At 67.1% G+C, this 26,655-nt stretch carries 23 protein-coding genes; 10 read left to right on the forward strand and 13 right to left on the reverse strand.

Going from position 1 to position 26,655, the window contains the following annotated elements; all coding sequences use genetic code 11:
* From tagF to LGN17_RS32060, 3 genes are all read right to left on the reverse strand, one after another.
* Complete coding sequence (gene tagF / locus LGN17_RS32050; protein ID WP_175957678.1) at positions 1-990, reverse strand: type VI secretion system-associated protein TagF; 990 nt, start codon at positions 988-990, stop codon at positions 1-3.
* Positions 987-4,934 carry a type VI secretion system membrane subunit TssM gene (gene tssM / locus LGN17_RS32055; RefSeq protein WP_226200927.1) on the reverse strand — a complete coding sequence of 1,316 codons (3,948 nt, stop codon included), beginning with the start codon at positions 4,932-4,934 and terminating at the stop codon, positions 987-989. The genes tagF and tssM overlap by 4 nt, the downstream gene beginning before the upstream one ends.
* A 301-nt stretch (positions 4,935-5,235) precedes the next feature.
* Entirely contained in the window at positions 5,236-6,081 is an 846-nt protein-coding gene (locus LGN17_RS32060) for a M15 family metallopeptidase (RefSeq protein ID WP_175957680.1), read from the reverse strand.
* A 121-nt stretch (positions 6,082-6,202) separates the two neighbouring features.
* Here LGN17_RS32060 and LGN17_RS32065 point away from each other — a divergent pair, with 121 nt between their 5' ends.
* A complete protein-coding gene (locus tag LGN17_RS32065) occupies positions 6,203-7,159 on the forward strand; it encodes a phage tail protein (RefSeq protein WP_226200928.1) in 957 nt (318 codons plus the stop codon).
* A gap of 206 nt (positions 7,160-7,365) precedes the next feature.
* Positions 7,366-8,391: a transporter gene (locus LGN17_RS32070; protein WP_226200929.1), complete on the forward strand. Its 1,026-nt coding sequence runs from the start codon at positions 7,366-7,368 to the stop codon at positions 8,389-8,391.
* Positions 8,392-8,415: 24 nt separating this feature from the next.
* Here LGN17_RS32070 and LGN17_RS32075 read toward each other — a convergent pair whose 3' ends face one another.
* Positions 8,416-8,568, reverse strand: coding sequence for a DUF1427 family protein (locus LGN17_RS32075; RefSeq protein ID WP_122944340.1), 153 nt, complete (start codon positions 8,566-8,568; stop codon positions 8,416-8,418).
* A gap of 24 nt (positions 8,569-8,592) precedes the next feature.
* Positions 8,593-9,570, reverse strand: coding sequence for a quinone oxidoreductase family protein (locus LGN17_RS32080; RefSeq protein WP_175957683.1), 978 nt, complete (start codon positions 9,568-9,570; stop codon positions 8,593-8,595).
* Positions 9,571-9,726: 156 nt separating this feature from the next.
* Here LGN17_RS32080 and LGN17_RS32085 point away from each other — a divergent pair, with 156 nt between their 5' ends.
* A complete protein-coding gene (locus tag LGN17_RS32085) occupies positions 9,727-10,647 on the forward strand; it encodes a LysR family transcriptional regulator (protein ID WP_175957684.1) in 921 nt (306 codons plus the stop codon).
* Positions 10,648-10,806: 159 nt separating this feature from the next.
* Here LGN17_RS32085 and LGN17_RS32090 read toward each other — a convergent pair whose 3' ends face one another.
* Entirely contained in the window at positions 10,807-12,975 is a 2,169-nt protein-coding gene (locus LGN17_RS32090; protein WP_175971666.1) for a M1 family metallopeptidase, read from the reverse strand.
* A gap of 642 nt (positions 12,976-13,617) precedes the next feature.
* On the opposite strand from LGN17_RS32090, the gene LGN17_RS32095 reads away from it, so the two are divergent.
* The 3 genes from LGN17_RS32095 to LGN17_RS32105 all read left to right on the forward strand — a co-directional run bounded on the left by LGN17_RS32095 (position 13,618) and on the right by LGN17_RS32105 (position 16,362).
* On the forward strand, positions 13,618-14,112 hold the full coding sequence (locus LGN17_RS32095) for an LEA type 2 family protein (RefSeq protein WP_226200930.1): 495 nt from the start codon (positions 13,618-13,620) through the stop codon (positions 14,110-14,112).
* A 136-nt stretch (positions 14,113-14,248) separates the two neighbouring features.
* Positions 14,249-15,382, forward strand: coding sequence for a methyltransferase (locus tag LGN17_RS32100; RefSeq protein ID WP_226200931.1), 1,134 nt, complete (start codon positions 14,249-14,251; stop codon positions 15,380-15,382).
* Between the two features lie 89 nt (positions 15,383-15,471).
* Positions 15,472-16,362 carry a class I SAM-dependent methyltransferase gene (locus LGN17_RS32105; RefSeq protein WP_226200932.1) on the forward strand — a complete coding sequence of 297 codons (891 nt, stop codon included), beginning with the start codon at positions 15,472-15,474 and terminating at the stop codon, positions 16,360-16,362.
* Between the two features lie 48 nt (positions 16,363-16,410).
* Here LGN17_RS32105 and LGN17_RS32110 read toward each other — a convergent pair whose 3' ends face one another.
* Positions 16,411-16,983 carry a DUF1415 domain-containing protein gene (locus tag LGN17_RS32110; RefSeq protein WP_226200933.1) on the reverse strand — a complete coding sequence of 191 codons (573 nt, stop codon included), beginning with the start codon at positions 16,981-16,983 and terminating at the stop codon, positions 16,411-16,413.
* 55 nt (positions 16,984-17,038) lie between these two features.
* Entirely contained in the window at positions 17,039-17,659 is a 621-nt protein-coding gene (locus LGN17_RS32115) for a TetR/AcrR family transcriptional regulator (protein WP_226200986.1), read from the reverse strand.
* Between the two features lie 219 nt (positions 17,660-17,878).
* Here LGN17_RS32115 and LGN17_RS32120 point away from each other — a divergent pair, with 219 nt between their 5' ends.
* From LGN17_RS32120 to LGN17_RS32130, 3 genes are all read left to right on the forward strand, one after another.
* Entirely contained in the window at positions 17,879-19,162 is a 1,284-nt protein-coding gene (locus LGN17_RS32120; RefSeq protein ID WP_226200934.1) for an MFS transporter, read from the forward strand.
* A gap of 164 nt (positions 19,163-19,326) precedes the next feature.
* Positions 19,327-19,932, forward strand: coding sequence for a nitroreductase family protein (locus LGN17_RS32125; RefSeq protein WP_175957692.1), 606 nt, complete (start codon positions 19,327-19,329; stop codon positions 19,930-19,932).
* 187 nt (positions 19,933-20,119) lie between these two features.
* The gene (locus LGN17_RS32130; protein ID WP_226200935.1) at positions 20,120-21,370 is read left to right on the forward strand and encodes an Hsp70 family protein; all 1,251 of its coding nucleotides are present in this window, start codon (positions 20,120-20,122) and stop codon (positions 21,368-21,370) included.
* A gap of 99 nt (positions 21,371-21,469) precedes the next feature.
* Here the strand turns inward: LGN17_RS32130 and LGN17_RS32135 are convergent, their stop codons facing one another.
* Complete coding sequence (locus LGN17_RS32135) at positions 21,470-21,673, reverse strand: cold-shock protein (RefSeq protein ID WP_006477070.1); 204 nt, start codon at positions 21,671-21,673, stop codon at positions 21,470-21,472.
* Positions 21,674-22,093: 420 nt separating this feature from the next.
* Between LGN17_RS32135 and LGN17_RS32140 the strand changes: the two genes are divergently transcribed.
* Entirely contained in the window at positions 22,094-23,692 is a 1,599-nt protein-coding gene (locus LGN17_RS32140; RefSeq protein ID WP_175957694.1) for an APC family permease, read from the forward strand.
* A 119-nt stretch (positions 23,693-23,811) separates the two neighbouring features.
* On the opposite strand, the gene LGN17_RS32145 is transcribed toward LGN17_RS32140, so the two are convergent.
* The 4 genes from LGN17_RS32145 to prmC all read right to left on the reverse strand — a co-directional run bounded on the left by LGN17_RS32145 (position 23,812) and on the right by prmC (position 26,651).
* Complete coding sequence (locus tag LGN17_RS32145; protein WP_226200936.1) at positions 23,812-24,603, reverse strand: DODA-type extradiol aromatic ring-opening family dioxygenase; 792 nt, start codon at positions 24,601-24,603, stop codon at positions 23,812-23,814.
* Positions 24,604-24,813: 210 nt separating this feature from the next.
* Positions 24,814-25,410, reverse strand: coding sequence for a UbiX family flavin prenyltransferase (locus LGN17_RS32150; RefSeq protein WP_226200937.1), 597 nt, complete (start codon positions 25,408-25,410; stop codon positions 24,814-24,816).
* A 19-nt stretch (positions 25,411-25,429) separates the two neighbouring features.
* On the reverse strand, positions 25,430-25,741 hold the full coding sequence (gene grxD / locus LGN17_RS32155) for a Grx4 family monothiol glutaredoxin (RefSeq protein ID WP_006477066.1): 312 nt from the start codon (positions 25,739-25,741) through the stop codon (positions 25,430-25,432).
* 67 nt (positions 25,742-25,808) lie between these two features.
* On the reverse strand, positions 25,809-26,651 hold the full coding sequence (gene prmC, locus LGN17_RS32160) for a peptide chain release factor N(5)-glutamine methyltransferase (protein WP_226200938.1): 843 nt from the start codon (positions 26,649-26,651) through the stop codon (positions 25,809-25,811).
* Positions 26,652-26,655 lie beyond the last annotated feature (4 nt).

A 26,655-nucleotide genomic window follows, 5' to 3' on the forward strand; every position in this document is an offset into this window, starting at 1 on the left:
TCAGCCTCCGATGAACGCTTCGCGGAACGCGTCGATGGCGACGCGCAGCGAGAGTTGCGGTTGGTCGAGGTAGCTGACGAGCTTGCTGATCTGGTGATCGTTTTGCGCATGGGCGTCGATCCACTCGGGATCGTCGATGTCGATGTTGTGGGCGGCGTAGGTCTGCGGGTCGACGACGCTCAGCAAGGTTTTTGCCGACGCGCCGTTGAAGCCGATGATGAGCCGTTCGCGCTCGGCGATCGTGCCGATGAAGATCGCGAGCTCGAAGTCGGCCTGCGCGACGAACGGCGCGATCAGTTCGAGCCAGAACGCGGCGACGAGGCTGCGGTAGAACGGATCGACCGGCAGCGGCAGCGTGAGGCCGCGCTCGATGTGCGACGAGCCGCTCTGCATCACGGGCCGCAGCAGCGAGCCGAGCGCGAGCATCGCGCCGCGCAGCCGCACGGGGTGACCGCTTTCGAGCAGCATTTCCTGGAGGCCGTGCAGCGACTGGTGTTCGACGAAATCGTTGAAGGTGCCGTCATGCGACGTGCCGGGGCCGCCGACGTCGATCGGCACCTGCGTGTCGCCGAGCGCCTGCAGCGCGCCGGGCGGCTCTTCCTTGCCGAGCAGCGGCGGGATCTGCGTCGCGACGCGCGACCACAGCCGCGCGAACGCGAGCGGGCTGCGCGCGAGGAACGCGAGCGGCCGGTCGACCTCGAGCGCGGTTGCGCCAAGGAACGGGAAGCGGCGCATCGATACGTCGTGGCTCGCGACCATGTGGCCCGCGATCGCGAGCTTGCTGCGCGAGCCGAGGAATGCGAAATGCATCGGCTTCGCATCCTCGTAGACGAGCTTCCAGCGCGGATCTTCCGCGAGCAGTTCGAGCGCCTGCGCGATCCAGCGGTCGAGCGTCTGCAGCAACTGCGGGTTGTGCGGGCTCTTCACGAAGTCGCCGCGCGACGGAATCTTGCCGAAGTAGGCGATCTGCGCCTGTACGGTTTGCGTCATTGCGCCCCCTGTGCATTCGTTGCGTTGGCGGCCGCGACGGCCGGCGCTGCGGCCGGCGTGCCCGTGCCGGCGGACTGGGTCGCGTTCAGCGCGGCGCCCGCGCTCGCGTCGGCGACCGACGACGGCAGCTGCAGGCCGCGCAGGCTCTGCTGCTGCGGCTGGTCACCGCCGCCGCTGGTCGGCTGCGACGTGCTGATGATGCGCATCGTCACCGACACGTTCACGCTGCCCTGCGCCCACGTCAGGTCGAAGGTGCCGTCCGGACGGCGCTTGCGCTGCGCCGAGTTGATCAGCTTCTCGAGACCGTAGCGGCCCGGCTCGTTGACGAGCTGCACCGTGCGGCCGTCGAAGGTCGTCGCGGACAGCGTCGCGCCCGGCGAGCCCTGCGGGTTCGGCCACACGAAGTTGGTCCACTGCGGCGGCGTGTTGCGGTAGCGCAGCTGCTGGCCGTCGATCGCGATCGTGTATTCCGTCGTGCCCGTGCTCGGCTGCGGCAGGATCTGGAACACGGTCTGCGGTTCGGACGACGCGGCCGCGCTGCCTGCCGCACCGCCCGCGAGCGGCGCGACCCAGCGCGCGAAGCCGTTCGTGAAGTCCGGCGTGAGGCCGATGCCCATGTCGCCCCAGGTGCGGGCGGCGAGGGTGTCGCCGCGGCGCACCGCGAGCGGCCCGAGCGTCGTGCCGACGAACTTCGCGATCGAGCCGTCCGGACCGAACACCTGCGCGATCTCGCCGGCGCCGGCCTCGACCTTCGCGTTCGCCGCGAACGGGTACTTCGTCGCGAGCGAGTTCTGGAACGGCTGGTAGACCTGCGCGTTCCACACCTTGTTGACTTCGGCGCTGGCCGGCTGGATCACGACCGCGAACGCCTGCATCAGCGGCCGCACCAGCAGCGGACGCAGCGACTTGCGTTGCGAATCGGTGAGGCCCGTCAGCATCTGCTCGTCGACGAGCTTCAGCGAATCGGCGAGTTCCGAACCGTTGCCGTCGAGCGTCTGCTGCATCAGCTGGCGCGCGCCCGGGCCCGGGTCGCCCTGGTTCTTGATCACGTTGAAGCGCGTGCGGACCTTCGACAGCGAATCCATGTAGCTCTTGAGCATCGACGTGCCGTCGTGCGTCGCGACGATCCGCGCGAGCCCGATGAATTCCTGGCCGATCGGACCCATCGGCACCTCGGCCGGATTGCCGTTGATGTCGATGTTGGCGGCCGCCACCTGGCCGGCCTGCGAGCGCGAGAACAGCTGCTTGACCCAGTTCACGACGCCCGTCTGCGCCTTCTTGATCGTCACGTTCGCGAGCGACGGGTTGTCCCACGACGTCTGGTCGTACGCGGTCTCGAGGATCTTGCGGATCGGCGAATCCTGCGGGTCGCCGAGGCGGTTCATCCCGTCGACGGCCTGGCCGAAGCTGCTGAAGCCCTGCACCGCGATGCCCTGCATGAACTTCTGCCAGTGCTGCGCGTACTCGGTCTTGTACATGCCGACGAGCGTCTTCTGGATCTGCTCGGGGCTGCCCTCGAGCGTCAGGTCGTCCTGCGTCGACGTGTTCAGCACCCAGTCCTTCGCCTGCAGCTCCTTGGTCGCCGCGTCGCGGATCGCCGGCTGCACGTAGTCGAACCACGCTTCGCGCGTGAACGTGCCCGGAATCGCGTAGCTGCCTGCCACGAGGCCCTGGTTGCCGTCGCCGACGATGCGCGCGATGGTCATCGGCGCGAAGCGGGTCGATGCGCGCGCCTTGATTTCCTCGTACACGCGTTGGCGGGCCGGCATGCCGCGCACCACGCGGCGCAGGTTCTCGCGGGTCTGGTCGACGAGCGCGAGGTTCGCGTCGATCATCGGCCAGTCGTCGTCGTTCACGCGCGACAGGTAGAACGAGATCATGCGTTCCGCGCTCTTGATCATCTCGTCACGCGGCATGTTGCCGCGATTCGTCTCGAGCCAGCCGCGCCAGAAGCGGGCGAGCTGGTCGGTCAGGTGCGCCTGCTCGACGTGACGCTTGTCGGACAGCATCAGGTACGTCTTGAGCGCGTTGTACGCGTCCTGCACGTTGGTCGGCGACGCGTCGCTGTAGAGGCCGCCCTGCGGTGCGGCCGGCTGTGGCGCGGCTGCGGCCGGCGCGGTGCCGGATGCGGCCAGGGCGGCGCCGGCTTGCGGCGCGGCGCCTGCCGCGTTCGTCGAAACCGGAATCGCGCCACCCTGCACGGCACCCGATTCGGGCGGGCGCGTCATCGGCACGAGCTGCTCGGGGTGCGCGTTCACGTCCTTCATGAACGATGCGAGGTTCTGCGACACCGGGGCCAGCAGGATCTGGCGCACGCCGTTGTAATACTCGGTCAGCAGGTGCTGCTCGAGACGGTCGCCCTGGTACAGGCCGAGCGACACCGAAACCGGCTTGTCGCGGCGGAACTGCTCGAGCTGCTCGATCCGGTCCTCGAGGATGTCCATCGCCTGCAGGCGCGACTGCAGGTCGTTGCGGCCCTGCTGCAGCCGCGTGACGTTGTCGAGGTCGGCCTGCACGTTCGCGACGAGCTGCTGGTTGCCGATCGTCGACCAGGTCCAGCCGCCGAGCGCGAGCGCGAGCGCCGCGACGAAGCCGAAGAAGGTCGCGTAGCGCAGCCGCGTCTTGGTCGGGCTCGCGAACTGCCGCACCGTCTGGCGATCCGCGAAGATCACCTTCGAGAACAGGTCGCGCAGGAAGAAGCCGTTCTTCGAGAACGCGCTGTGCGGCTTCGGCAGCGCGGTGCCGTCGAGGCCGAAGCGATGCGCGATGCGCTGCGCGGCCGCGCTGTTGGTTTCGCCTTCCTGCAGCGCGCTGGTGAAGTAGAAGCCGCGGAAGATCGGCTTGTACTGGAACGGGTTGTTCTCGAACAGCGTCGCGAGGAATGCGCGCAGCGACGGCTTGATCGTCGAGAATTCGAGCGGGAAGCTCAACTGGCCCGGCGACAGCTGGTTGCCGCGCGACAGCGACAGCTGCGCGACGCTGATTTCCTTCAGCCCTTCGTAGAGCTCCTCGAAGTGCGTGTCGAACTGCGCGACGACGTCGCGCTTGTCGTCGGGCTCGTAGGGCAGGGTGGCGCCCCACACGCGGTCGTACTCGTGCTTGTCGCTGCTGCTGAAGAACTCGGTGAAGCCGGTGATCAGGTCGGCCTTCGTGAACATCACGTAGACCGGCGCGAACACTTCGAGCTTCTCGGTCAGCTCCTGAACGCGCTGACGGAGGTTCTTCGCGAGGTTGATCGCGAATTCGGGGCGGTTGCCGGTGAGTTCGGCGATGCTGGCCGTGACGATGATGCCGTTGATCGGCGCCTTCGGGCGATAGCGCTTGAGCAGCCCGAGGAAGCCGAGCCATTCGCTGCGGTCTTCCTCGTGCACCGAATAGCGGCCGGCCGTGTCGAGCAGGATCCCCTCGGTCGTGAAGAACCAGTCGCAGTTACGCGTACCGCCGATGCCGTGGATCACGGCGCTGTTCTTGTCCGCGAACGGGAACTGCAGGCCGGAATTGAGCACGGCGCTGCTCTTGCCCGCGGCCGGGTTGCCGATGACGATGTACCACGGCAGTTCGTACAGCGCGGAGCCGCCCGACACCTGGCCGATCTTCGACGTCTTGATCGTCTTCACCGCGTCCGACAGGCGCGTGCGCAGCACGTCGAGGTCGGCCGTCTTCGCGTCGGGGGCGAGCGCGGCGGCGGCGGGCGCGGCGATCTTGCCGGTTTCCGCCTGCTCTTCCAGCACCTGGCCGAGCTGCTGGTTCGCGCGCTTCACGCGCCAGCGGCGCCACAGCGCGACGACGAGCCACAGCGCGAGGATCGCCGCGAACGCGATCGCCGCCCACAGGAGCGGCAGCTGCAGCATGTCGGCGACGATGAAGAGAATGGCCGCTAGCGCGACGATCCCGACGATCGAGAGCGTACGCGGATGAGTCAGCACGTTGAGGATGCGTTGCATAGGACGTTCAGGTTCCGGTGCGATTCGGTGAGGCGACGCAGGCGCGCCGAGCGGTAAGGGTGGCGCCGCGATGTGTCGCCATGCTGTCAAGCGGGATGAAGGGGGCTGGCATCAATGCGCCCGCGGCATCGGAGAAGGCGCGCGCATTAACGAAAGGACGCTGTGAGATTTAAAACGGAAGCGGCGGCCGGAAAAAATCGCGCACCGGAATGCATGATTTTTTGCGCCGCCCATATCGTTTCCTGCCGGGATATTAAAAAGCCCCATGCCGCCCTCATTATTTCCTGTCCGGCAGCCCTGGCTAGCTGCCGCGTCCCAGTTTAAAACCGGGTTTATGGTATTCCACGTGCCCAAGATCCATCATTTTCCAGCGGCCCCCCCAGGTCAGGCCAACCTGTTCGGCGACCTGGCCATACAACTGGTAGCCGCGCATCGCCCACGGATCTTTCTCGGAAATGACCAGCTTGCCGTCGCGCAGGAATGCATTGTCGGCCGCCAGCCCGAATTGGTGATAACTCTGGAAGGCTGCCGCGTTGGTCACGCTACCGCCCATCTGCGCCAGCCGGTTCTGCCGTTCCGGGCTCCGGTAACCTTCCAGCAACGCCATTTCATAACCATATTGTTCGTGCATGATCTTGTAGACCAGCAGCAAACGCGTACGGAAATCCGGATCCAGCAGGTTCCAGTCGCGGCTCGCATCCTTCAGCGCCGGGCGTACCTGTTCGACTTCCTTGGTAGCAAAGACTTCCGGCGGCAGCGGCGGGGGCGGCACGAGTTGTTCGCCCTGCAGCAGCGCGGCGATCTTCTCGTCGGGCACGCGCGCCGTGTCGTCGTACTGGAACAATTGCCGGCCGCGTAACGCAATGGCGACCAATGGCGGCGTCGCAAGAATACCTGCCGACACCACAATCATCAAGCGTCGCCGAATCAGTAAATTTTGCACGTCGTTTAAAGCACCGCGCGTAGCGCTTGCCGATTTAACAATCTGACTTCGCGTACGCGCGGCGCGATCGTTCGCACGGCGCGTCAGGCGGCCGTGAAACTGCGTGACGGATTCGAAAACGGTCGCGCGGATACCCGGTAAAAGCAACAGTGCCGCAACGGCTACGGCAAGGGCGAAATAGGCGACGAGTGCGACGGCAATCAAAGAAATCCCCGGAAATTGGAATTGATTGTGTTTTGCAATGCTTGCTCTTAGAATCAGGCTGCTTCGAGAGGCCGGGCTATATTATCGCGGTGAATTAAACCAGGATTCAATGAGACGCTGAATGAGTGCGCCGGAAAATTCAAATTCGAAATCTCCGCCCAGCCTGCTGTCCGATACCAAACCGGCAGGCAACGGAGCTCAGCAGTCGCGCATTCTCGCGAATCTGGAAGGACGTGTCACGCCGCCGGCCGAACCGCCGCGCCGTTCGCTGAAGGCGCCGATCGCCGCCGTCGTGGCCCTGGTGGTTGCCGTCGGTGGCTGGGGCGCGTGGCGCATGCAGCATCCGGGCGGGCAGGCCGCCGCCGTCTCGGCCGAGGCCGCGCCTGCCGCAGCCGCCCCGGCGAAGGCCGCGGCGGCCAGCGACGCCGCCGTGCAGGTCGCGCAGAATGCCGCGTCCGCCGCATCCGCCGTGCAACCGGCCACGATCGTCAACGACGACGCAGCTTCCCGAACCGTTGCATCCGCATCGTCCGCATCGGCCGCGGACAACAGCCGCCTGTCGCGTGCGCTCGCCAATGGCGCCGACGACGCATCGGGCGCGGCCACGGCCGGTGCCGCCGCCGCTGCGGCTGCCGCGACGACCAAGACCGCGAAGGCCGACGCCGCGAAGGGCGCGAAGGTCGCCGCGCATGGCAAGACCGACACGAAGGCCGATGCAAAGGCCGAGGCCCGCAAGCATCACAAGGAACAGCAGGCCGAGCTCGCGCAGGCGAAGAAGCATCGCGATGCGACGCCGACCCGCACTGCGAAGGCGGGCGGGAAGGACGATCCGGATGCGGATCTGCTCGCGGCGCTCGTCGCGCGCACGAAACCGGCCGACAAGAAACTCGCCGCGCAGAAGGCGCAGGCGGTGCCGACCAAGACGGCCGCGACGACCGGCTCGCTGGCGTCGCGCGTGAAGGAGTGTTCGGAGCGCGGTTTCTTCGAGGATCAACTGTGCCGCTGGCGCGTCTGCGAGGGTCACTGGGGCAAGGATCCCGCGTGCCCGAGCGCCGCGCAGTCGGAGACGCGGCAGTAACGCGTCTCGCGCGTGTCGACCCGCCGCACCTGCGCCGCCCGTTGGGCGGCGCTTTGCATTCGGGGCGCGGAATCGGCCGGCATGATGCGGCGTGGCGCTGTCACCAGCGCGTCATGCCCGTCGGGCATACGTCTCCTTTCCTTTTCCGGCGCGGGCGCGCGGCCTGCTTTGCGCGGCGCACCGTGCGCCGCACGACCTTCGACACGATGGACCTGATCGTACAGACTTACGGCGCCGATACGTCCGGCATGGTGTGCGGATTCCGCTTCGTGCCGGGCGGATCCGGCGCGACGCTCGATGCGGACGCGGCTGCCGCGTGGCTGCGCGCATGCCGCGAGCACGATGTCGCGTCGGACGATTTCGTCTGGCTGCACTTCAATCTCGCGCACGGCGCGAGCGAGCGCTGGATGCGCACGCATCTCGGGCTGCCCGACAGCTTCTTCGAATTCCTCCACGAAGGCTCGCGCTCGACGCGCATCGAGCAGGAAGACGGCGCGTTGCGCGCGATCGTCAACGACGTGATGTTCAACCTCGAACTGACGCCGTCGGAGATCGCGACGCTGTTCGTCCACGTCGAGCGGCGCATCATGGTCACCGCGCGGCTCAAGCCGCTGCGCTCGGTCGACACGCTGCGCGCGTGCGTGCGCGACGGCGAGCCGTTCAGGTCGCCCGCCGAGCTGCTCGTGCACCTGCTGCGCGACCAGGCCGACCTGCTGATCCAGATCATGCGGCGCACGAGCGTCGACGTCGACCGTATCGAGGATCGCTTCCTGTCGATGCGGCTCACGTCGAGCCGCATCGAACTCGGCGCGATGCGCCGCACGCTGACGCGCCTGCAGCGCATGCTCGCGCCCGAGCCCGGGTCGATCTTCCGGCTGCTCGCGAAACCGCCTGCGTGGCTGCATCTGGAAGACGTGCAGGAGCTGCGCGAATCGACCGAAGAGTTTTCGCTGGTGCTGGCCGATCTGGCGGGGCTCAACGAGCGGATCAAGCTGCTGCAGGAAGAGATCGGTTCGCGTCTCGACGAGCAGAACAACCGGACCCTGTTCACGCTGACGCTCGTGACCGTGATCGCGCTGCCGATCAACATCGTCGCCGGCTTCTTCGGGATGAACGTCGGCGGCGTGCCGTTCTCGGAGAACAAGCACGGCTTCTGGCTGATGGTGCTGCTCGTCGCGGGTTTCACGGGGCTCGCCGCGTGGTGGGCGTTCCGCCGGCGCGACGACCGTTAGGGCCGCCGGCGCCGGATCGACTCGTCAGCGCAGCAGCGCGATCGCGCGTTCGCCGATCACCATCCCGAGCAGGCCCACGAGCGCGACGAGCGGCGGGGCCGGCGAGCGCACGTGCAGCAGCGCGTACAGCACGCCGACGCCGAGGCCCACCGCGAGCGAAATCACGTAATCCATCATGGCGGTCTCCCGTGTGGTCCGGTGTCAGGGCTTGAGGATGACGCGCTCGCGTGCACCGGCCAGCACCGCGCGATACGCGTCGTGTGCGCGCTCGAGCGGGTAGACGTAGTCGTCGCCGATCGGGAACGGGCGCAGCGTGCCGTTGCCGAAGCCGGGTGCGAGCGTGTCGAGGATCTGCGCGACCGTGGTACCGCCGAGCTGTAGCGAATCGACGCCCACGAATGTGTGCTGGCCGCGATAGAACGCGAAGATGTCGAACGGCACGCTGCGGTCGATCGTCGAGATGAAGATCTGCCGGGCACCGATCGCCATCGACGCGTTCGCCGCTTCGAAGTACGGGCTGCCGACCGTGTTGTAGACGATGTCCGCGCCGTGGCCGCCGGTTGCCGCGCGCACTGCGTCGGCCACCGATTCCTTCGACGCATCGATCATGCGCACGTCGCCCGATGCGTGGCCGCGATAGCCGCCGGCGCTGCGCTCGACCCCGATCACGGTCGCGCCGTGCGCGGTCGCGAGCTGGATCGCGGCCTGGCCGACCTTCCCGTTCGCGCCGAACACGAGCACGACGTCGCCGGCCGTCGGCATGCCGGCGCGGCGCAAGCCCTCGTATGCGGTGACGAACGGCACGCCGACGCCGGCCGCTTCGTCGAGCGTCAGCACGGCGGGCTTGCGACGCACCAGCGCCGCGTCGAGCACGAGCCACTCCGCGTGCGAGCCGTCGCGATGCACGCCGAGATCGCCACCCGAACCCCACACCGGCGCGCCGATCCAGCCGTCCGGGCCGCTGCGCACGATGCCGGCCCAGTCGCGCCCGGGCGTGCGCGGCCACACCGCGTGCGGCATGCGGCCGAGCGCGGCCTTCACGTCGCTCGGGTTCACGCCGGCCGCGCGCACCTCGATCAGCATCTGGCCGTCGGCCGGGACGGGCGTGTCGATTTCCCTGACCCGCGCGTCGAGCGACTCGATGTCGGCGGCGGGGGCGTCGAAGCGGATGCTGCGCATGATGATCTCCGTGGCGGATGGCTGTCGCGCGGCCCGGCGGGGCGTGCAGCGGTTGAAAAGGATGAATGCAGTCTAGTCGTCCCGGTTTGACGCGGAAACGTGCAAAGGCGGATGATTGTTTTGCGATAGACGCATAGCCAAATCGGAAGGCACTGAATGGACGACTTTCTTTCCCCGCATCTGGCGCTGTTCGTCGACGTGGTCGACCAGCAGAGCTTCTCGGCGGCCGCACGCCGGCTGGGCGTCGCCGCGTCGTCAGTCACGCGGCGCATCGACCGGCTCGAGACGCAGCTCGGCATCCGTCTCCTGCATCGCACCACGCATGCGCTGCGGCCGACCGAGGCCGGACAGCTGCTGTACGGGCGCGCGACGCGGATGCTGGCCGAGCTGCGCGGCCTGCAGGAAGACCTGCACAGCCAGCATGACGAGCCGAGCGGGCTGCTGCGCGTCGACTGCCCGGCGCCGTTCGGCCGCCGCCACCTGATGGCCGCGCTGGCTGCGTTCATGCAGCGTCATCCGGCGCTGCAGGTCGACCTGGTGCTGACCGACTCCATGGTCGACCTGCAGGGCGCGCGGCTCGGCTCCGACGTCGATCTCGCGGTGCGCATCGGCCCGCTCGAGGACACGCGCTTCGTCGCGACCGTGCTGGCGCCGCAGCGGCGCGTGCTGTGCGCGAGCCCGGCGTATCTCGCGCGGCGCGGCGAGCCCGAGTCGCCCGACGCGCTCGCCGGCCACGACTGCCTGGCATGGCACGGTGCGCCGCCGCCGGGCGCGTGGCGCTTCGGCGAGCGTCGCCACGTGCCGGCGCAGCCGCGGTTTCGCAGCAATCATTCGGAAGCGTTGCTCGAAGCCGCGATCGACGGGCTCGGTCTTGCGCACCTGCCGACCTGGCTCACGGCAGACGCGTTGCGCGACGGACGCTTGCGCGCGGTGCTGCCGCAGTTCGCGGCGGCGCCCGAGCAGGCGACGATCCACGTGTTGCGCCAGCCCGCGCGCGGCACCGCACGCGCGTCGCGGCTCGTCGCGTTCCTCGCAACCTGGTTCGCGCAGCCGGCGTGGGATGCCGCGTGGGCATGACGGCGACGGCGGCCGGCACGCCGCGCGGCCGGCCGAATGCCGGACATCAAGGCGCCGGGCATGAAAAAGGGCCTCGCATGCGAGGCCCGTCAAAGGTCGGAGAAGCCGGTACGCCGGCCGGCAGCCGCAGGCTGCGCGGCGCCGGCCGGATGCGCACCGTTACTGCGTCACTACCTTGCGCGGCTTGAAGATGCCCTGGTATTGCAGGGCCGGGCGTTCCTTCGTCACCGGCTCGATGCCGCCGAAGGTCGGCGTCTGGCGCAGCTTCATCGCGGCCGGCGAGGCGACCGAGCCGATCGACGTCGAACGCGACGCGGGCGCGAGGTTGTTCGCGACGAGCAGCGCGGCTTCGCTCTTCAGGTTCGCGAGCAGGACCGGATCGGTCGAGCCGTTGACCTGCGTGAGCAGCCCGCTCCAGGCCGCGTCGCTGTAGTTCACGACGTAGTAGTCGAGCCCGCTCGGGTCGGCGACCACGCCCGAGCAGCCGTCGATCCGCGTTTGCGTCTGCGTATCCTTCAGCGCGAGCGTCGTGCGTTTCGCGAGACCCTGGCCGTACGCGAGCGTGATCGGTACCGTCCACTGCAGGCCCGGATACGCGTTCTTGTTCGGGAACGGCTGCTGTTTCAGCGTGACGACGGTCTGGTTCTTCGTCAGGTCGCACTGCGTGTCGAGCGAGATCAGCGGCACGCCGGTCTGGCGGACGTAGCTGTCGCCGATCGCGCCGATCGCCTGGCCGCTTTCCTTCGACAGCGCATCCCACAGGCGCTTCGGCGTGCCGTTGCCGAACGAGTAGTCGACCAGGTACTGCTGCAGACCGCGCCGCAACGTCTGTTCGCCGAGATAGTTCTCGAGCGTCTTCAGCACGTGGCCGCCCTTGTCGTATGTGAACGCGCTGGCGCTCAGCACGAAGTCGTTCGACGCCCAGCCGTTGAAGTTCGGCGCGACCGGGAACGCGTTCGGGCCGATGTCACGATTGATCACGCGGTACTTGTTCTTCACCTGGTCGAGCCAGCTGAACTCGTCGGGGAAGAACTGGATCGTCGTCTTCGTCTCGAAGAACGTCGCGAACGACTCGTTGAGCCACACGTTGTCCCACCAGTCGGTCGTGACGAGATCGCCGAACCACTGGTGCGCGACTTCGTGCGTCAGCACCTCGTTGCCATAGTGCGACATCGGCTGGCCCGGCTGCGGCAGGATGTCGTCGGCGAACTCGAGGATCGACCCCCAGTTCTCCATCCCGCCGAAGTTCAGGTCCTTCTGCTCCTTGAACGCGTCGTTCGCGGCCACCGTGTCGAACTTCGTGAGCGGCAGGGCAATGCCCGTGTAGCGGTAGTAGAAGTCGAGCGCCTGCTTGGTGCGGTCCATCGCCGGTTTCGCCCAGTCGCTCATGCCCGGCGGCGTGAACACGCGCAGGTGCAGGCCGCCCTTGCCGCCCGGCAGCGGGCTCGTGAAGTCGTCCTCGTAGGTGTCGAACAGGCCGCCGCCGAAGAACAGCAGGTACGACGGCATCGGCGGGGTCTTCTCGAACTGCACGAGCTTGTAGCCGCCGCCGACGTTGGTCGACGGCTTCTCGGCCGCGTTCGACACGACCCGCCAGCTCTGCGGCACTTCGGCCGTCACTTCATAGGTCGGGCGGAACGCCGGCTCGTCCCAGCCGGGGAACCACTGGCGCGACAGGTTGGTTTCGCCTTGCGTGAGGATCGCGCCGCTCGTCTTGCCGTCGGTGCCCTTCAGGTCGACGCGGAAGATGCCTTCCGCGGCCGAGCAGCCCGGATACGGATCGTTACCGCAGCTGCCGCCGGTCCTCGCGACCGGATCGTCATACGACTTGAAGTTGATGATGCCCGACCATTCCATGTGCAGCGAATAGTTGCCCGGCGAGATCGTGCCGCTTACGGGGCGCAGCTGATAGAAGTCACCCTTGTCCTGCGGCGTTGCGATCAGCTGGATGTTGCCCGGCTGCAGCGTGATGCGGCCGTTCGTGAACTTGATCCGGTGGCCGGCGATCACGATGTTGTTGACCGGCTTCAGCACCTTGATTTCGACGTCGGCGCGGCCGTCGAACGCGTTCAGCGCGTCGTTCGGGCGGAACCAGAGCCGGTAGTTCACGGGTACCACGGTATCCGGCAACTCGACAGGCGATACGCTCTTGTCGACGTTGGATGCGCTTGGCGGCGCGGTGACGGTGGGCGACGAGCCCGAGTGCGGCGCGCCGGCGGAGCTGAGCGCGGAAGCCGAGCCCGCGCCGCCGTCGTCGCCGCCGCACCCGGCGAGCGCGAGCGCGGCGACGATCGGCAGATAACGCATCTTGCGAATGTTGATCGACATGACTGAAACCTCGATTGTTGAAAGAATCGTTCAGTGCTGCGAAAACGCCGGCAAAAGCAATCCCCTCGCCGCTAATCAACAGCGATGAAAATGCCAATGACGGATTATTCGAAAAGACGGCGGCCGACTACGTGAAGGTAATCATGGTTTACTGCCCCCTCTGGATTTCCGGATGTCGGTTAACTTGCCGGTTCAAAATGGCCGGGCGCGTGTTGTACTGAATTGATTTCGCGCGCACGACACGGAACCGCACGCCCTGCGCGGGCGCGCTATCCCCTTGAACAGACGACCTACGGGGCTGGCCGGGCCTGGCCGCAGGATGGCAGGAAGGCGTGTCGCCGTTCCGTAAAATCACCGTCATGCGGTTTCAAGGTTTGTCGGCTTGCTCGAAGGATGCGTAAATATACTTGATGGTTTTAGGTAAAGGAAACGAAAAATTTAGAAATTGCATCTATTGAATTCGCCGTGCTTCATTGAATGCTGGAAAGCATTAATGTGCTTTCCGTTCAGGTGGTATTTCCGTAGTTTTAATCTATTAACGATCTCGCGCGACTGCGAAAACTACGAAACCCGGCGTGCGCAGGCGTGCTCGGTACAATGCAGCGACGATCCGCTCAACGATTGCCGCTAGGAGGCCTTCCCATGACCCGAGCCCTGTTCCGTATCGCGCCGCTGCGCGCCGTGCTGCTGCTGTGTGCCGCCGTGCTCCTGCTCGGCGGTTGCGCGGGGCTGACGCGCGACCCGGTGCGCGTGTCGGTCGCCGGGCTCGAACCGCTTGTCGGGCAGGGCCTCGAGATGCGTTTCAGCCTGAAGCTGCGCGTGCAGAACCCGAACGACGCGCCGATCGAATACGACGGCATCTCGGTCGCACTCGACCTGAACGGCGCGCCGTTCGCGAGCGGCGTCAGCGATCGCTCGGGCACCGTGCCGCGTTTCGGCGAGGCCGTGCTCGACGTGCCGGTTTCCGTGTCGGCCTTCGCCGCCGCGCGGCAGGCGTGGAACCTGCCCGGCGCGGCCGCGAACGGCGAGCTGCCGTATGCGCTGCGCGGCCGGCTTGCGGGCGGCGTGCTCGGCACCGTGCACTTCAACGATGCCGGCACGCTGCGCCTGCCCGCGATGCCGGGGTGGGGCGGTTGAACCGCGCGAGCGCGGCGGCGCGGCGCGGGCGGGCTCCCGCGCTTTGCCGCGCGGGCAAAGCGCGGTAAGGTGTGAGCCGCGCGGCGCCCGCAATCCGGTCGCGCCGCCCGTTGAAGCCAACCGTAACCGAGTTCGCGTGACCGATTTCCCTGTTTTCCACTGGACCGACGCCGATGGCGCCGATCATGCCGTGCGCTGGCGCTCCGAAGCCGGCGTGCAACCGCCGAAGCGCGCGGTGCCCGCCGACGACCGCCTCACCGCCGACGCGGCATACCGCCTTGCATGCGAGGGCACCGCGCTCGTCTGGCAGGGCGACTTCCAGAATGCGCGCCAGCTCGTGCAGGCGATGGCGCGCCGTGTCGAGCGCAAGCCGAAGAAGGCAAAGGCCGCGGCCGGCGTCGAGGCATTCAACCTGCATCGTCTCGCGCAGTCGCAGCGCGCCCGCACGCTCGGCATGCTGCTGATCCCGCTCGACGCCGACTACACGATCCCGCTGCGCCGCGCGCCCGACGTGCGCGCCGCATGCGAAGAGGCGTACGGGCCCGGCGGCGTGCCGTCGGTCGTGTCGTTGCGCGAACTGCTCGGCCTCGTCGGCGCGCATGAATGGCGCAAGAAGGGCGTGCCGATCCCGGCGCTCGGCGGCGCGCCGATCCACCCGCACTACGGCGTGTTCTCGCCGGTGCGTGGTGAATACGTCGAACTCGTCGCGCGCGCGACGCTGCCGGCGACGTCGCTCGCGTTCGACATCGGCACGGGCACCGGCGTGTTGGCGGCCGTGCTTGCGTCGCGCGGCGTCGAGCGTGTCGTTGCGACCGATCAGGACGCACGGGCGCTCGCCTGTGCGCGCGAGAACGTCGAGCGGCTGGGCCACGCGAGTCGTGTCGAGGTCGTCGAGGCGGATCTGTTTCCGGCCGGCCGTGCGCCGCTCGTGGTCTGCAACCCGCCGTGGGTGCCGGCCCGGCCGAGCGCACCGATCGAATATGCGGTCTACGATCCGGACAGCCGCATGCTGCGCGGTTTCCTCGCGGGGCTCGCCGCGCACCTCGAGCCGGGCGGCGAAGGCTGGCTGATCCTGTCCGATTTCGCCGAGCATCTCGGCCTGAGGCCGCGCGACACGCTGCTGCAATGGATCGACGAAGCGGGCCTCGTCGTGCTCGGCCGCGACGACATCCGCCCCGCGCACCCGAAGTCGATGGATGCCGACGATCCGCTGCACGCGGCCCGCCAGGCCGAGGTCACGTCGCTCTGGCGGCTCGGCGCACGAGCCTGACCGCGCATTTTCGGTAAACTACCGCCATTCCTCACGAATTCCCGCCGCCGGGCCGTGGTCGATCGACCGTGGCCCGGCGCCGCTTCACGATGTCGAACAAGACCCACGAAATCCGCCCGGAGCAGTCCGTCGAGCTGCTGAAGGAACTGCACATCCTCACCCGCGACGGGAAGCTGAACCAGGACAGCCGCCGCAAGCTGAAGCAGGTCTATCACCTGTTCCAGTTCATCGAGCCGCTGCTCGCCGGCGTGCAGGCCGAGCGCGGCAGCGTGACGCTCGTCGATCACGGCGCCGGCAAGTCGTATCTCGGCTTCATCCTGTACGACCTGTTCTTCAAGCAGCAGCCGGGGCACGGCACGCCGGCGTTCGCGTCGCACGTGTACGGGATCGAGACCCGCGAGGAGCTGGTCACGCGCTCGGCCGAGCTTGCCGAGCGGCTCGGGTTCGGCGGCATGTCGTTCCTGAACCTGTCGGTTGCCGATTCGATCACGTCGCCGAAATTGCCTGAAACGGTCGACGTCGTCACCGCGCTGCACGCGTGCGACACGGCGACCGATGACGCGATCCGCTTCGCGCTCGCGAAGCGCGCACAGCACATCGTGCTCGTGCCGTGCTGCCAGGCAGAGGTTGCGGGCGTGCTGCGCAGGAACAAGGGCAAGTCGCTCGCGAACGCGCTGACGGAAGTGTGGCGGCATCCGCTGCATACGCGCGAATTCGGTAGCCAGATCACCAATGTGCTGCGCTGCCTGCAGCTCGAAGCGCACGGCTACCAGGTCAGCGTGACCGAACTGGTCGGCTGGGAGCATTCGATGAAGAACGAGCTGATCATCGCGCAGTACAAGAACCTGCCGCGCCGGCGGCCCGGCGAGCGGTTGAACGAGATCCTCGGGATGTTCGGGCTTGCCGAGCTGAACGAACGCTTCTTCGTGCCGGAAGCCGCGGCGTCGGGCGGCGACGCCGTCGAACCGGCCGCCAGCTGACCTGCGCGACGGGCAACGTGCGCCGCGCGGCGCACGTTGCCCGTCGCGTCAGACGTCGTCGCCCGGCCGGCGCATCCATTCGCGCCAGCCGTCGTGGCCGAGGCGGCGCAGCGTTTCCTGATTCCTTTCGTAGATCGCGGATGCATCCGGGAACGCATCGACCGCACGCGCGATGCTGTCCTCGCGCAGCAGGTGCAGGATCGGATACGGCGCGCGGTTCGTGTAGTTCTCGATATCGTCGGGCTCGCTGCCTTCGAACCGGTAGTCCGGATGGAAGCTCGCGATCTGCAGCACGCCGTCGAGCCGCAGTTGCCGCACCAGCCGGTCGGCAAAGAACAGCGCATCGTTGTAGTCGATGAAGTCGGCGAATGCATGCGGGAAGATCACGAGCGTCGTGTCGACCTGCTGCGAGTCCGCCGCGTCGAGCGCGCGCAGCTCCGTTTCGAGTTCGGCGAGCGCGTCTTCCAGCGTCGTCGCTTCGCTGATCGCGTAGCGCACCTGTTCCTTGACATAGACGCTTTTCGCGAACGGGCACAGATTGAGCCCGATCACCGCGCGCGCGAGCCAGTGCCGCGTGGCGGCGAGGATGTCGTCGTGCGATTCGGGGCGGGTGTCGGTCATCGTGAAACCAGTCGGGCGGAAGGGCGGCGAGGGCCGCATTGTAGCGGGCGCGCCGTCACGCGCAGGCGGCTTCGATCAACTGCGTGACGAGCGCGGGAGCGACGCCGATCGGCGTTTCACCGTGCCGGTAGGTCTGGCTTGCCGCGTAGATGCCTTCGATGACCAGCGCGAGCGAGTCGGCGAGCGCTTGCGGCTGCCGCGCGCCGGCGTCTTCGCTCAGTGCGACGAGCCGCTTCATCAGCTGCTCCTTGTTCTGCGCGACGCGCTCGCGGGCCGGGTGCGACACATCCGGGAATTCGGCCGCGACGTTGACGAACGGGCAGCCGCGGTAATCCTTCTGCGTCGCGCGCTCGGCGAGATCGACGAAATACTGGATCAGCTGCGCTTTCGGCTGACCCGGGTGCTTCGCGACGCTCGTGTTGAAGCGGTCGAAGAAGCACGCATCCATCCGCTCCAGGTACGCGAGGATCAGCTCGTCCTTCGACGAGAACTGGCGGTACAGGCTCATCTTGTTGACGCCCGCACGCTCCACGACCGCCTCGACGCCCACCGTCCGAACGCCCTCCTTGTAAAACAGCTCCTCGGCGGCGCGTAGCAGGTGCTCCTGCGCGGTGGCGCCGTCGATCGGCCGGCGCGTGCGGCGCGCCAGCGGTTTGGCGATCTCGATGCCCGACATGATGACCCTCGACTGCATAGTGGACTGCTTGACATGTTACCGATTGGTCACTACGATCGCAACACGATTGTGACCGATCGGTAACAATGCCGGTCGGATCGACAGACAAATGCCAAGCGTCGGCCCGGGTCAGCCGATGCAGCGTGCGGCGGAGGTGGCCTGGCAGGGCGGGCGGCGCGGGTGCGGAGGCACGGGAGCCGCCAACTGGAGAACGCGAAGATGAACTGGGCGGTGACACGAATCGGCGGGCGCTTCCACTACGGATGGCTCGCGGCGGCGGTGGTATTCCTGATCCTGCTGGCCGCGGCCGGCACGCGCGCGACGCCGAGCGTGCTGATGGTGCCGCTCGAACGCGAGCTCGGCTGGAGTCGCGCGGCGATTTCGCTGGCGATCTCGGTGAATATCGCGCTGTACGGACTGACGGGCCCGTTCGCGGCTGCCGCGATGCAACGCTTCGGGCTGCGCCCGACCATTCTCACCGCGCTCGTGACGATGAGCGCGGGCGTCGCGCTGTCGTCGATGATGACGCAGAGCTGGCAGATGGTGATGATCTGGGGCGTGATGGTCGGCTGCTCGACCGGTGTCGTTGCGCTGACGCTGTCCGCGACCTTCGTCACGCGCTGGTTCCATGCGCGGCGCGGCCTCGTGATGGGCGTCCTGACCGCGAGCACGGCCACCGGCCAGCTCGTGTTCCTGCCGATGCTCGCGGCGATCGCGCAACACCATGGCTGGCGGCCGGTCGTGCTGGTCGTCGCGGTCGCGGCCGCGATCGTGATTCCGCTGGTCGCGTTCCTGTTGCCCGAACGGCCGGCCGACGTGCAGTTGCGCCCGTACGGCGAGCCGGCCGACGCGCCGCCCGCGCCCGAAACGACGAAGGAGAACCCGCTCACGGTCGCGTTCCGTACGCTGCTGACCGCGAGCCGTTCGCGCGATTTCTGGCTGCTGTTCTTCAGCTTCTTCATCTGCGGCGCAAGCACCAACGGTTACGTCGGCACGCACCTGATCGCGATGTGCAGCGACTACGGGATGACCGAAGTGCAGGGCGCGTCGCTGCTCGCGGCGATGGGCGTGTTCGACCTGTTCGGCACGACGCTGTCGGGCTGGCTGTCCGACCGCTACGACAATCGCGTGCTGCTGTTCTGGTACTACGGCCTGCGCGGGCTGTCGCTGATCTACCTGCCGCACGCGTTCGGGATCGATTTCTTCGGGTTGCCGCTGTTCGCGATGTTCTACGGGCTCGACTGGATCGCGACCGTGCCGCCGACCGTGCGGCTCGCGACCGACGTGTTCGGCAAGGCCGCGGCGCCGGTCGTGTTCGGCTGGATCGTCGCGGGCCACCAGCTCGGCGCGGCGTTCGCGGCGCTCGGCGCCGGGCTGTTGCGCGCCAGCCTTGGAACTTACACGGTCGCGTCCATGATCTCGGGCGGGCTGTGCATCATCGGTGCGCTGATCGTGCTGCGGATCAACCGCGGCCCGTCGCGCGCAACCGCGCAGCCGGCCTGAGCGCGGCAATTCGATGGCCCGGCCGGCCGCGCGGCGGATGGCCGGGCAATGCACGCGCGGAGATTTGCATAGCGCGGGAGCATCAGGCGCGCATCGGCTCAAGCGGGTATGCTTGCGGTTCGCAAGGCGTTCGCGCCCCTTCATCGATGTCAGCGAGGAACCGCATGTCCGTCAAACCTGCTCCCACCACTGTTTCGATTCACGACCTGATCGCGGGCCGCTGGAGCCCGCGCGCGTATTCGGATGAACCCGTCAGCGCCGGTGACCTGCACGCCGTGCTCGAAGCCGCCCGCTGGGCGCCGTCGGCCTACAACGCGCAGCCGTGGCGCTTCATCGTATTCGACCGCACGCAGGACGACGACGCATTCAAACGCGCGTTCGCGACGCTGGTGCCGTTCAACCAGGGCTGGAATGCCCCCGCGCCCGTGCTGATCGCGGTGACCGCGCACACGCTCACGCCGAAGGGTGAGCCGGCGCCCACCGCGCTGTACGACGCGGGCGCCGCCGCGATGTCGCTGGTGCTGCAGGCGCACGCGCTGGGTCTGGCCGCCCACCAGATGAGCGGCTTCGACGCGAAGGCGTTCCGCGATGCGTTCGCGATTCCGGCCGACGTCGCGATTCCGTCGATCATCTCGCTCGGTCACTACGGCAACGTCGACAAGCTCGATCCGGTGCTGCGCGATCGCGAGAAGGCGCCGCGCACGCGCCATGCGATCGGCGAGGTCGTCTATGCGGGCGCGTGGAAGAAGGGTTTCGACGCGGCCGCCTGACCCGCCGGATGGCGGGCTGCATCGCGCATCCCGCCCGCAGGTTTCCCCCGCGCGCCACGGTGCGCGCCGTTGCCACCGAGGCCCGCTGCGCGGCCCTGGTGGCTGGCCCCGGTTGTGATCCCGCGGGCTTCATGTTAAAAAGCCCGTCCTTTCCGTTTTCGCGCCGGCCCTGCTGCGGCACCTTCCCATGACTTACTGCGCGATCGATTTCGGCACGTCCAATTCCGCCGTGGCGCTGCCCGACGGCGACGGCATGCGCCTCGCGCCCGTCGAGGGCGACCACCTGACGCTGCCCACCGCGATCTTCTTCAACAACGACGAAGAGACGGTCGAATACGGCCGTGCGGCGCTGGCCTCCTACATCGACGGTTTCGACGGCCGGCTGATGCGCTCGATGAAGAGCATCCTCGGCTCGCCGCTCGCGGAAACGACGACCGATCTCGGCGACGGCAGCGCGATCGCGTACACCGAAATCATCGCGCGCTTCCTGACGCACCTGAAGCGCAAGGCCGAAGCCCGCGCGGGCGCGCCGATCGGCCGTGCGGTGCTCGGCCGGCCGGTGTTCTTCGTCGACGACGATCCGCGTGCCGACCGCCTCGCCCAGGACCAGCTCGAGGCCGCTGCGCGATCGGTCGGCTTCCTGGACGTGCAATTCCAGTACGAACCGATCGCGGCCGCGTTCGACTACGAGTCGCGCCAGCAGGCGGAGCGCCTCGTGCTCGTCGCCGACATCGGCGGCGGCACGTCGGACTTCTCGCTGGTGCGCGTCGGGCCCGAACGGATGGCGCGGCTCGAGCGCAAGGATGACGTGCTGGCCCACCACGGCGTGCACGTCGCGGGCACCGACTACGACCGGCGTGTCGAACTGGCGGCGATCCTGCCCGCATTCGGCTACCGTTCGCTCGACCCCGAAGGGCGCGAGCTGCCGAACAAGATCTACTTCGATCTCGCGACCTGGCACCTGATCAACACCGTCTACACGCCGAAGCGGCTCGGCGAGTTGAAACTGATGAAGCACCTGTACCGGGAGGTACGGCAGTACGACCGGCTCACGAGCGTGGTCGAGCAGCGGCTTGGGCATGCGCTGATGGCGCGTGCGGAAGAAGCGAAGATCGGCGTCGCGGCGGGCGGCGAGACGATGATCGACCTGAACGACGTGGAAGAGGATCTGCAGATCGCGTTCGATGCCGACCGGCTCGTCGACGCGAGCCGCGACGACACCGCACGCATCGTCGATGCCGCGCGCGAGACGGTGCGGCTTGCGGGCGTTGCGCCACGCGATGTCGGCGCGCTGTATTTCACCGGTGGCTCGACGGGGCTCGCGTTCCTGTCGGGCGCGCTGGCGGCTGCATTCCCGGATGCGCAACCGGTGTTCGGCGACCGCCTCGCGAGTGTCGCGACTGGCCTCGGCATTCACGCGCAGCGGTTGTTCGGTTGAATGCGGGCGGCTGAGCGGCCGCCATGCCGGGCAACCGGCGCCGAAAAACAAAAAGCCCCGCCGAAGCGGGGCTTTTTTTCACGAATTATCGCGCCAAGCTTAGACCGGACGGATGTTCGCAGCTTGCAGACCCTTCGGGCCCGTCTTCACTTCGAATTCAACCTTCTGGTTTTCTTGCAGCGTCTTGAAGCCTTCGACGCGGATTTCCGAGAAGTGCGCGAACAGATCGTCGCCGCCGCCTTCCGGGGTGATGAAGCCGAAGCCCTTTGCGTCATTGAACCACTTGACGGTACCGGTTGCCATGTTACTTGTTCCTAAAAAGATAAAACGGGGCCGAAGCCCATGGGGTGCGGAAAATCAAGGAAGGGGTAATAGGACCAACCGGAGTACCGTTGATGGGCGAACTACGAAAGAACCAATTCACTCGCCACTTGAAATCCTGCGAAGTTCTTTATACGGCTTATTAATCGCGTGGTCAACCGTATTTCCATGGACTCAGGGTTATTGCGGATATCAGGTTTACAAAGCTTGCAAACGACGCGAATTTTTTGTAGGGGGCGAACGATTTTGGCGCCACGTTTCAGGTGCAACCGTTAAACTACGCGCCGCGCGGCCGGGTTGCCCTGATCGGGTGGCTCGCCCCCCCAAAATTGCGTGCGCGTTGCTGTCCGAGCCGATCCCGGACCGCGAGCCGACCATGCTTTTTGAGACATAGGAGAGGATGTGAAGAGTTCTATTCAACGGAACATCGGCCCGTTTGCATTGATGCTGACGGGGCTGGGTTCGATTATCGGCTCGGGCTGGCTGTTCGGCGCCTGGAAGGCCGCAAAGATTGCCGGTCCGGCGGCGATCTGCGCATGGATCATCGGCGCTGTCGTGATTCTCGCCATTGCACTGACGTATGCGGAGCTGGGTGCAATGTTCCCCGAGTCGGGCGGCATGGTGCGCTACGCGCGCTATTCGCACGGTTCGCTGGTCGGTTTTATCAGTGCATGGGCGAACTGGATCGCGATCGTATCCGTGATCCCGATCGAGGCTGAAGCGTCGATCCAGTACATGAGCACGTGGCCGTATCCGTGGGCGCATGCGCTGTTCGTGAACGGAGAGCTGACGACACCCGGCCTGCTGCTGTCGGCCGTGCTGGTCGTCATCTACTTCATGCTGAACTACTGGGGCGTGAAGGCGTTTGCCCGTGCAAACACCACCATCACGATCTTCAAGTTCCTGATCCCCGGCCTCACGATCCTCGGCCTGATGCTGACGAGCTACCATCCGGAAAACCTCGGCACCGCATCGAATGCAAGCTTTGCCCCGTACGGCTGGTCGGCCGTGCTGACCGCGGTCGCGACGAGCGGTATCGTGTTCGCGTTCAACGGCTTCCAGAGCCCGGTGAACCTTGCGGGCGAAGCGCGCAACCCGTCGCGCAGCGTGCCGTTCGCGGTGATCACGTCGATCCTGATCGCGCTCGTGATCTACGTGCTGCTGCAGGTGGCGTACATCGGCTCGGTGAATCCGGCCGACGTCGCGCAGGGCTGGTCGCACTTCAACTTCAAGTCGCCGTTCGCCGAACTGGCGATCGCGCTGAACCTGAACTGGCTCGCGATCCTGCTGTACGTCGACGCATTCGTCAGCCCGAGCGGCACCGGTACGACGTACATGGCAACGACCACCCGCATGATCTATGCGATGGAGCGCAACAACACGATGCCGAAGATGTTCGGCAACGTGCACCCGCTCTACGGCGTGCCGCGCCAGGCGATGTGGTTCAACCTGCTGGTCTCGTTCATCTTCCTGTTCTTCTTCCGCGGCTGGAGCTCGCTCGCGGCGGTGATTTCGGTGGCGACGGTGATTTCGTACCTGACCGGCCCGATCAGCCTGATGGCGCTGCGCCGTGCGGCAACCGACATCGAGCGTCCGCTGTCGATTCCGCTGATGAAGCTGATCGCCCCGTTCGCATTCGTCTGCGCGTCGCTGATCCTGTACTGGGCGAAGTGGCCGCTCACGGGCGAGATCATCCTGCTGATGATCGTCGCGCTGCCGGTGTACTTCTACTTCCAGGCGAAGTCGGGCTGGACCGGCTGGGGTGACGACCTGAAGGCCGCATGGTGGCTGGTCGCGTACCTGCCGACGATGGCCGTGCTGTCGCTGATCGGCAGCAAGGAGTTCGGCGGTCACGGTGTGCTGCCGTACGGCTGGGACATGCTGATCGTCGCGGCCATTTCGCTGGTGTTCTACTTCTGGGGCGTGAATACCGGCTACCGGACCAAGTATCTCGACGAGCGTGAATCGGAAGACGAGATCCTCGAAGGGATCGGTGCCTGACGCGTGAACCTGCCGCCGGATTCGGCGGCGGCAGCCAGCAGCGGAAAAAAGCCCGCCCGAGCGATGCTCGGGCGGGCTTTTTGTTGGGCGGTCGGCGCTTGCCGTGCGACGCTCAGGCCTCAGGCAGCCGTGCTGGCGAACACGTAGTTCGTCATCGCGAGCACCCGCTGGTAAGTGCCGAGCGACTGGATGCCGAGCTGGTAGTCGTCGTCCGCCGCGCCGAGCGCCGTGAACACCGGCAGCAGATGCTCGTCGGTCGGATGCATCAACGCCGCATGCGGCGCCTGCCGGCGGTAGTCGAGCAGCGCGTCGACATCGCGCGCGGCCAGTTTCGCCTCGAACCAGTCGGTGAATGCCGTGACGCGCGGGTCCGCATCCTCGGGGGCCGCACCGAAATCGGCGGCGCGCAGGTTGTGCGTGATCTGGCCCGAGCCGATCACCATCACGCCTTCGTCGCGCAGCGGTCGCAGCGCGCGGCCGAGCGCAAAGTGGTGGGCGGCATCCGCGCGCGGCTGGATCGACAACTGCGCCACCGGCACGTCGGCTTCCGGGAACATCAGCAGCATCGGCACCCACGCACCGTGGTCGAGGCCGTGCTCGGTCGTCGCGGTCTCGATGCCGGCCGCATTCAGTAGCCCGGCCGCGCGCTTGGCGATGTCGGGCGCGCCGGGAGCCGGGTAGCGGATGTCGTACAGCGCCTGCGGAAAGCCGTAGAAATCGTGGATCGTTTCCGGATGTGCGGCGATGCTGGCGACGGGGCGCTGCGTGCCCCAGTGCGCGGACAGCATCAGCACCGCGCGCGGGCGTGGCAATTCGGCAGCGAGGTGCGTGAATGCGCCGGACGGCAGCGTCGGGTCGATCGGCAGCGTCGGGGCGCCGTGGGACAGGTAGAGCGAAGGCAAGCGGTTCATGGTGGTGGCCTGCAAAGGGATTTGCCTGTGACTATAGGCGCGCACGGGGTATTGATAAATCCGCGATTCCGAATTTGATTGACGCCCGCTTGTTGATAATGCGGGCGACGTCGTGCGTTCCACGGCAGGTGGGCGCTGTATTCGTGAAATCGAGTGATTTGCCGTTGAAATCGGCGAAGATGCGCGAAGAACGGATCGGCGGGGGCGCGTTTACTGAGCGTGCCGGATGCCGGCCCACGGCGTCGTCTGCGGTGCGCTGAGCGCGAACAGGTCGAGCACGCGCGTGACGGTCTGGTCGACGAGTTCCTCGATCGTCTTCGGCATCGCGTAGAACGCGGGCAGCGGCGGGAAGACGATGCCGCCCATTTCGGTGACGGCCGTCATGTTGCGCAGATGCGCGAGGTTGAACGGCGTTTCGCGCACCATCAGCACGAGGCGGCGGCGTTCCTTCAACGTGACGTCGGCGGCGCGCGTGATCAGGTTGTCGGACAGTCCGTGCGCGACGCTCGCGAGCGTCTTCATCGAGCAGGGCGCGATCACCATCCCGTCGGTCGCGAACGACCCCGATGCGATCGTCGCGCCGACGTCGCGCACCGAATGCACGACGTCCGCACGGCTTTCGACATCGGCCTTCGACAGCTTCAATTCGTGCTGGATGTTGAGCCAGCCGGCGTTCGAAATCAGCAGGTGCGTTTCGACGCCGCCGGCGGCGCGCAGCAGCTCGAGCAGCCGTACGCCGTAGACCGCGCCGGTGGCGCCGGTGATCGCGACGATCAGCCGGCGTGGCGGCGCGCTGGGAGATGCCATCGAAAGGGGGCGACGCGTATTACGCGGCGGCGAACAGTTGCTGCAGCTCGCCCGACTGGTACATCTCCATCATGATGTCCGAGCCGCCGATGAATTCGCCCTTCACGTAGAGCTGCGGGATGGTCGGCCAGTTCGAGAATGCCTTGATGCCCTGGCGGATCTCGTCGTCTTCGAGGACGTTGACCGTCTTGAACTGGTCGACGCCGCAGGCCTTCAGCACCTGGACGGCGCGGCCCGAAAAGCCGCACATCGGGAATTGCGCGTTGCCCTTCATGAAGAGCACGACCTGGTTTTCGTCGACGATTTGCTTGATACGTTGTTGGGTGTCCATGACTGACCTTGCTTTAGCGGGGCGGTAGATCGAAATGATAGCGGATTTCAACCGGGCGGGCCGGGCATCAGCCCGGCAGGCGGCCGCCTGTCGTGCGTTCGATGGCGGCCAGATCGGCGAGCGATTCGACTGCGACGAAGCCGTGCGATGCGAGCACCGCGCGCACGGCCTCGGCCTGGTCGTAGCCATGCTCGATCCAGAGCGTGCCGCCCGGCTTCAGGTGGGGGCCGGCGCCGGCGACGATCGTGCGGATCGCGCTGAGACCGTCGGCGTCGTCGGTGAGTGCGCCGCGCGGCTCGAAACGCAGGTCGCCTTGCTCGAGGTGCGGATCGTGCTGCGCGATGTACGGCGGGTTGCTGACGATCGTGTCGAATGCGAGCGCCGGATCGAGCGCCGCGTACCAGTCGCTCTCCAGCCAGTGCAGCGGGCCGCCGGGACGGTGCGCGTCGAGCAGCTTGCCGGCGTTGCGTTGCGCGACCGCGAGTGCGGCCGGCGAACGGTCGAGCGCCCACACGCGCGCATCGGGGCGCTCGGCGGCGATCGATACGGCGATCGCGCCGCTGCCCGTGCCGAGATCGAGCACGGCCGGATGCGACAGCCCGTCGATCGCATCGAGTGCGGCTTCGACGAGCAGTTCGGTTTCAGGGCGGGGGATCAGCACGTCTGGCGTCACGTCGAACGCCCGGCCGAAGAATTCGCGCATCCCGACGAGCTGCGCGACGGGCTCGCCGGCCACGCGGCGTGCCTCGAGCGCGCGGTAGCGTTCGACCGCGGCCGAGTCGAGCGGCGCGTCGCCGCGCGTGATCAGTTGCGTGCGCGTCCAGCCGAGCGCGTGCGCGAGCAGCACGCGCGCATCGACCGCATCGAGCGGCGACGCGCGCAGCAGTTCGCGGACGGTGGTGTCGGGCATCGCG

The sequence above is a fragment of the Burkholderia sp. AU30280 genome (assembly GCF_020420125.1).
Lineage (GTDB): Bacteria > Pseudomonadota > Gammaproteobacteria > Burkholderiales > Burkholderiaceae > Burkholderia.

Excerpts from the sequence above, each read along its gene's own strand:
- LGN17_RS32105 (WP_226200932.1), top strand. The coding sequence starts at position 15,472 with ATGTCGAACAAGACCCACGAAATCCGCCCGGAGCAGTCCGTCGAGCTG.
- LGN17_RS32150 (WP_226200937.1), bottom strand. The coding sequence starts at position 25,410 with ATGGCATCTCCCAGCGCGCCGCCACGCCGGCTGATCGTCGCGATCACC.
- LGN17_RS32135 (WP_006477070.1), bottom strand. The coding sequence starts at position 21,673 with ATGGCAACCGGTACCGTCAAGTGGTTCAATGACGCAAAGGGCTTCGGC.
- LGN17_RS32110 (WP_226200933.1), bottom strand. The coding sequence starts at position 16,983 with ATGACCGACACCCGCCCCGAATCGCACGACGACATCCTCGCCGCCACG.
- LGN17_RS32130 (WP_226200935.1), top strand. The coding sequence starts at position 20,120 with ATGACTTACTGCGCGATCGATTTCGGCACGTCCAATTCCGCCGTGGCG.
- LGN17_RS32095 (WP_226200930.1), top strand. The coding sequence starts at position 13,618 with ATGACCCGAGCCCTGTTCCGTATCGCGCCGCTGCGCGCCGTGCTGCTG.
- LGN17_RS32070 (WP_226200929.1), top strand. The coding sequence starts at position 7,366 with ATGGACCTGATCGTACAGACTTACGGCGCCGATACGTCCGGCATGGTG.
- LGN17_RS32085 (WP_175957684.1), top strand. The coding sequence starts at position 9,727 with ATGGACGACTTTCTTTCCCCGCATCTGGCGCTGTTCGTCGACGTGGTC.
- LGN17_RS32065 (WP_226200928.1), top strand. The coding sequence starts at position 6,203 with ATGAGTGCGCCGGAAAATTCAAATTCGAAATCTCCGCCCAGCCTGCTG.
- LGN17_RS32120 (WP_226200934.1), top strand. The coding sequence starts at position 17,879 with ATGAACTGGGCGGTGACACGAATCGGCGGGCGCTTCCACTACGGATGG.
- grxD (WP_006477066.1), bottom strand. The coding sequence starts at position 25,741 with ATGGACACCCAACAACGTATCAAGCAAATCGTCGACGAAAACCAGGTC.
- LGN17_RS32115 (WP_226200986.1), bottom strand. The coding sequence starts at position 17,659 with ATGTCGGGCATCGAGATCGCCAAACCGCTGGCGCGCCGCACGCGCCGG.
- prmC (WP_226200938.1), bottom strand. The coding sequence starts at position 26,651 with ATGCCCGACACCACCGTCCGCGAACTGCTGCGCGCGTCGCCGCTCGAT.
- LGN17_RS32075 (WP_122944340.1), bottom strand. The coding sequence starts at position 8,568 with ATGATGGATTACGTGATTTCGCTCGCGGTGGGCCTCGGCGTCGGCGTG.
- LGN17_RS32090 (WP_175971666.1), bottom strand. The coding sequence starts at position 12,975 with ATGTCGATCAACATTCGCAAGATGCGTTATCTGCCGATCGTCGCCGCG.
- LGN17_RS32145 (WP_226200936.1), bottom strand. The coding sequence starts at position 24,603 with ATGAACCGCTTGCCTTCGCTCTACCTGTCCCACGGCGCCCCGACGCTG.
- LGN17_RS32125 (WP_175957692.1), top strand. The coding sequence starts at position 19,327 with ATGTCCGTCAAACCTGCTCCCACCACTGTTTCGATTCACGACCTGATC.
- tagF (WP_175957678.1), bottom strand. The coding sequence starts at position 990 with ATGACGCAAACCGTACAGGCGCAGATCGCCTACTTCGGCAAGATTCCG.
- LGN17_RS32080 (WP_175957683.1), bottom strand. The coding sequence starts at position 9,570 with ATGCGCAGCATCCGCTTCGACGCCCCCGCCGCCGACATCGAGTCGCTC.
- tssM (WP_226200927.1), bottom strand. The coding sequence starts at position 4,934 with ATGCAACGCATCCTCAACGTGCTGACTCATCCGCGTACGCTCTCGATC.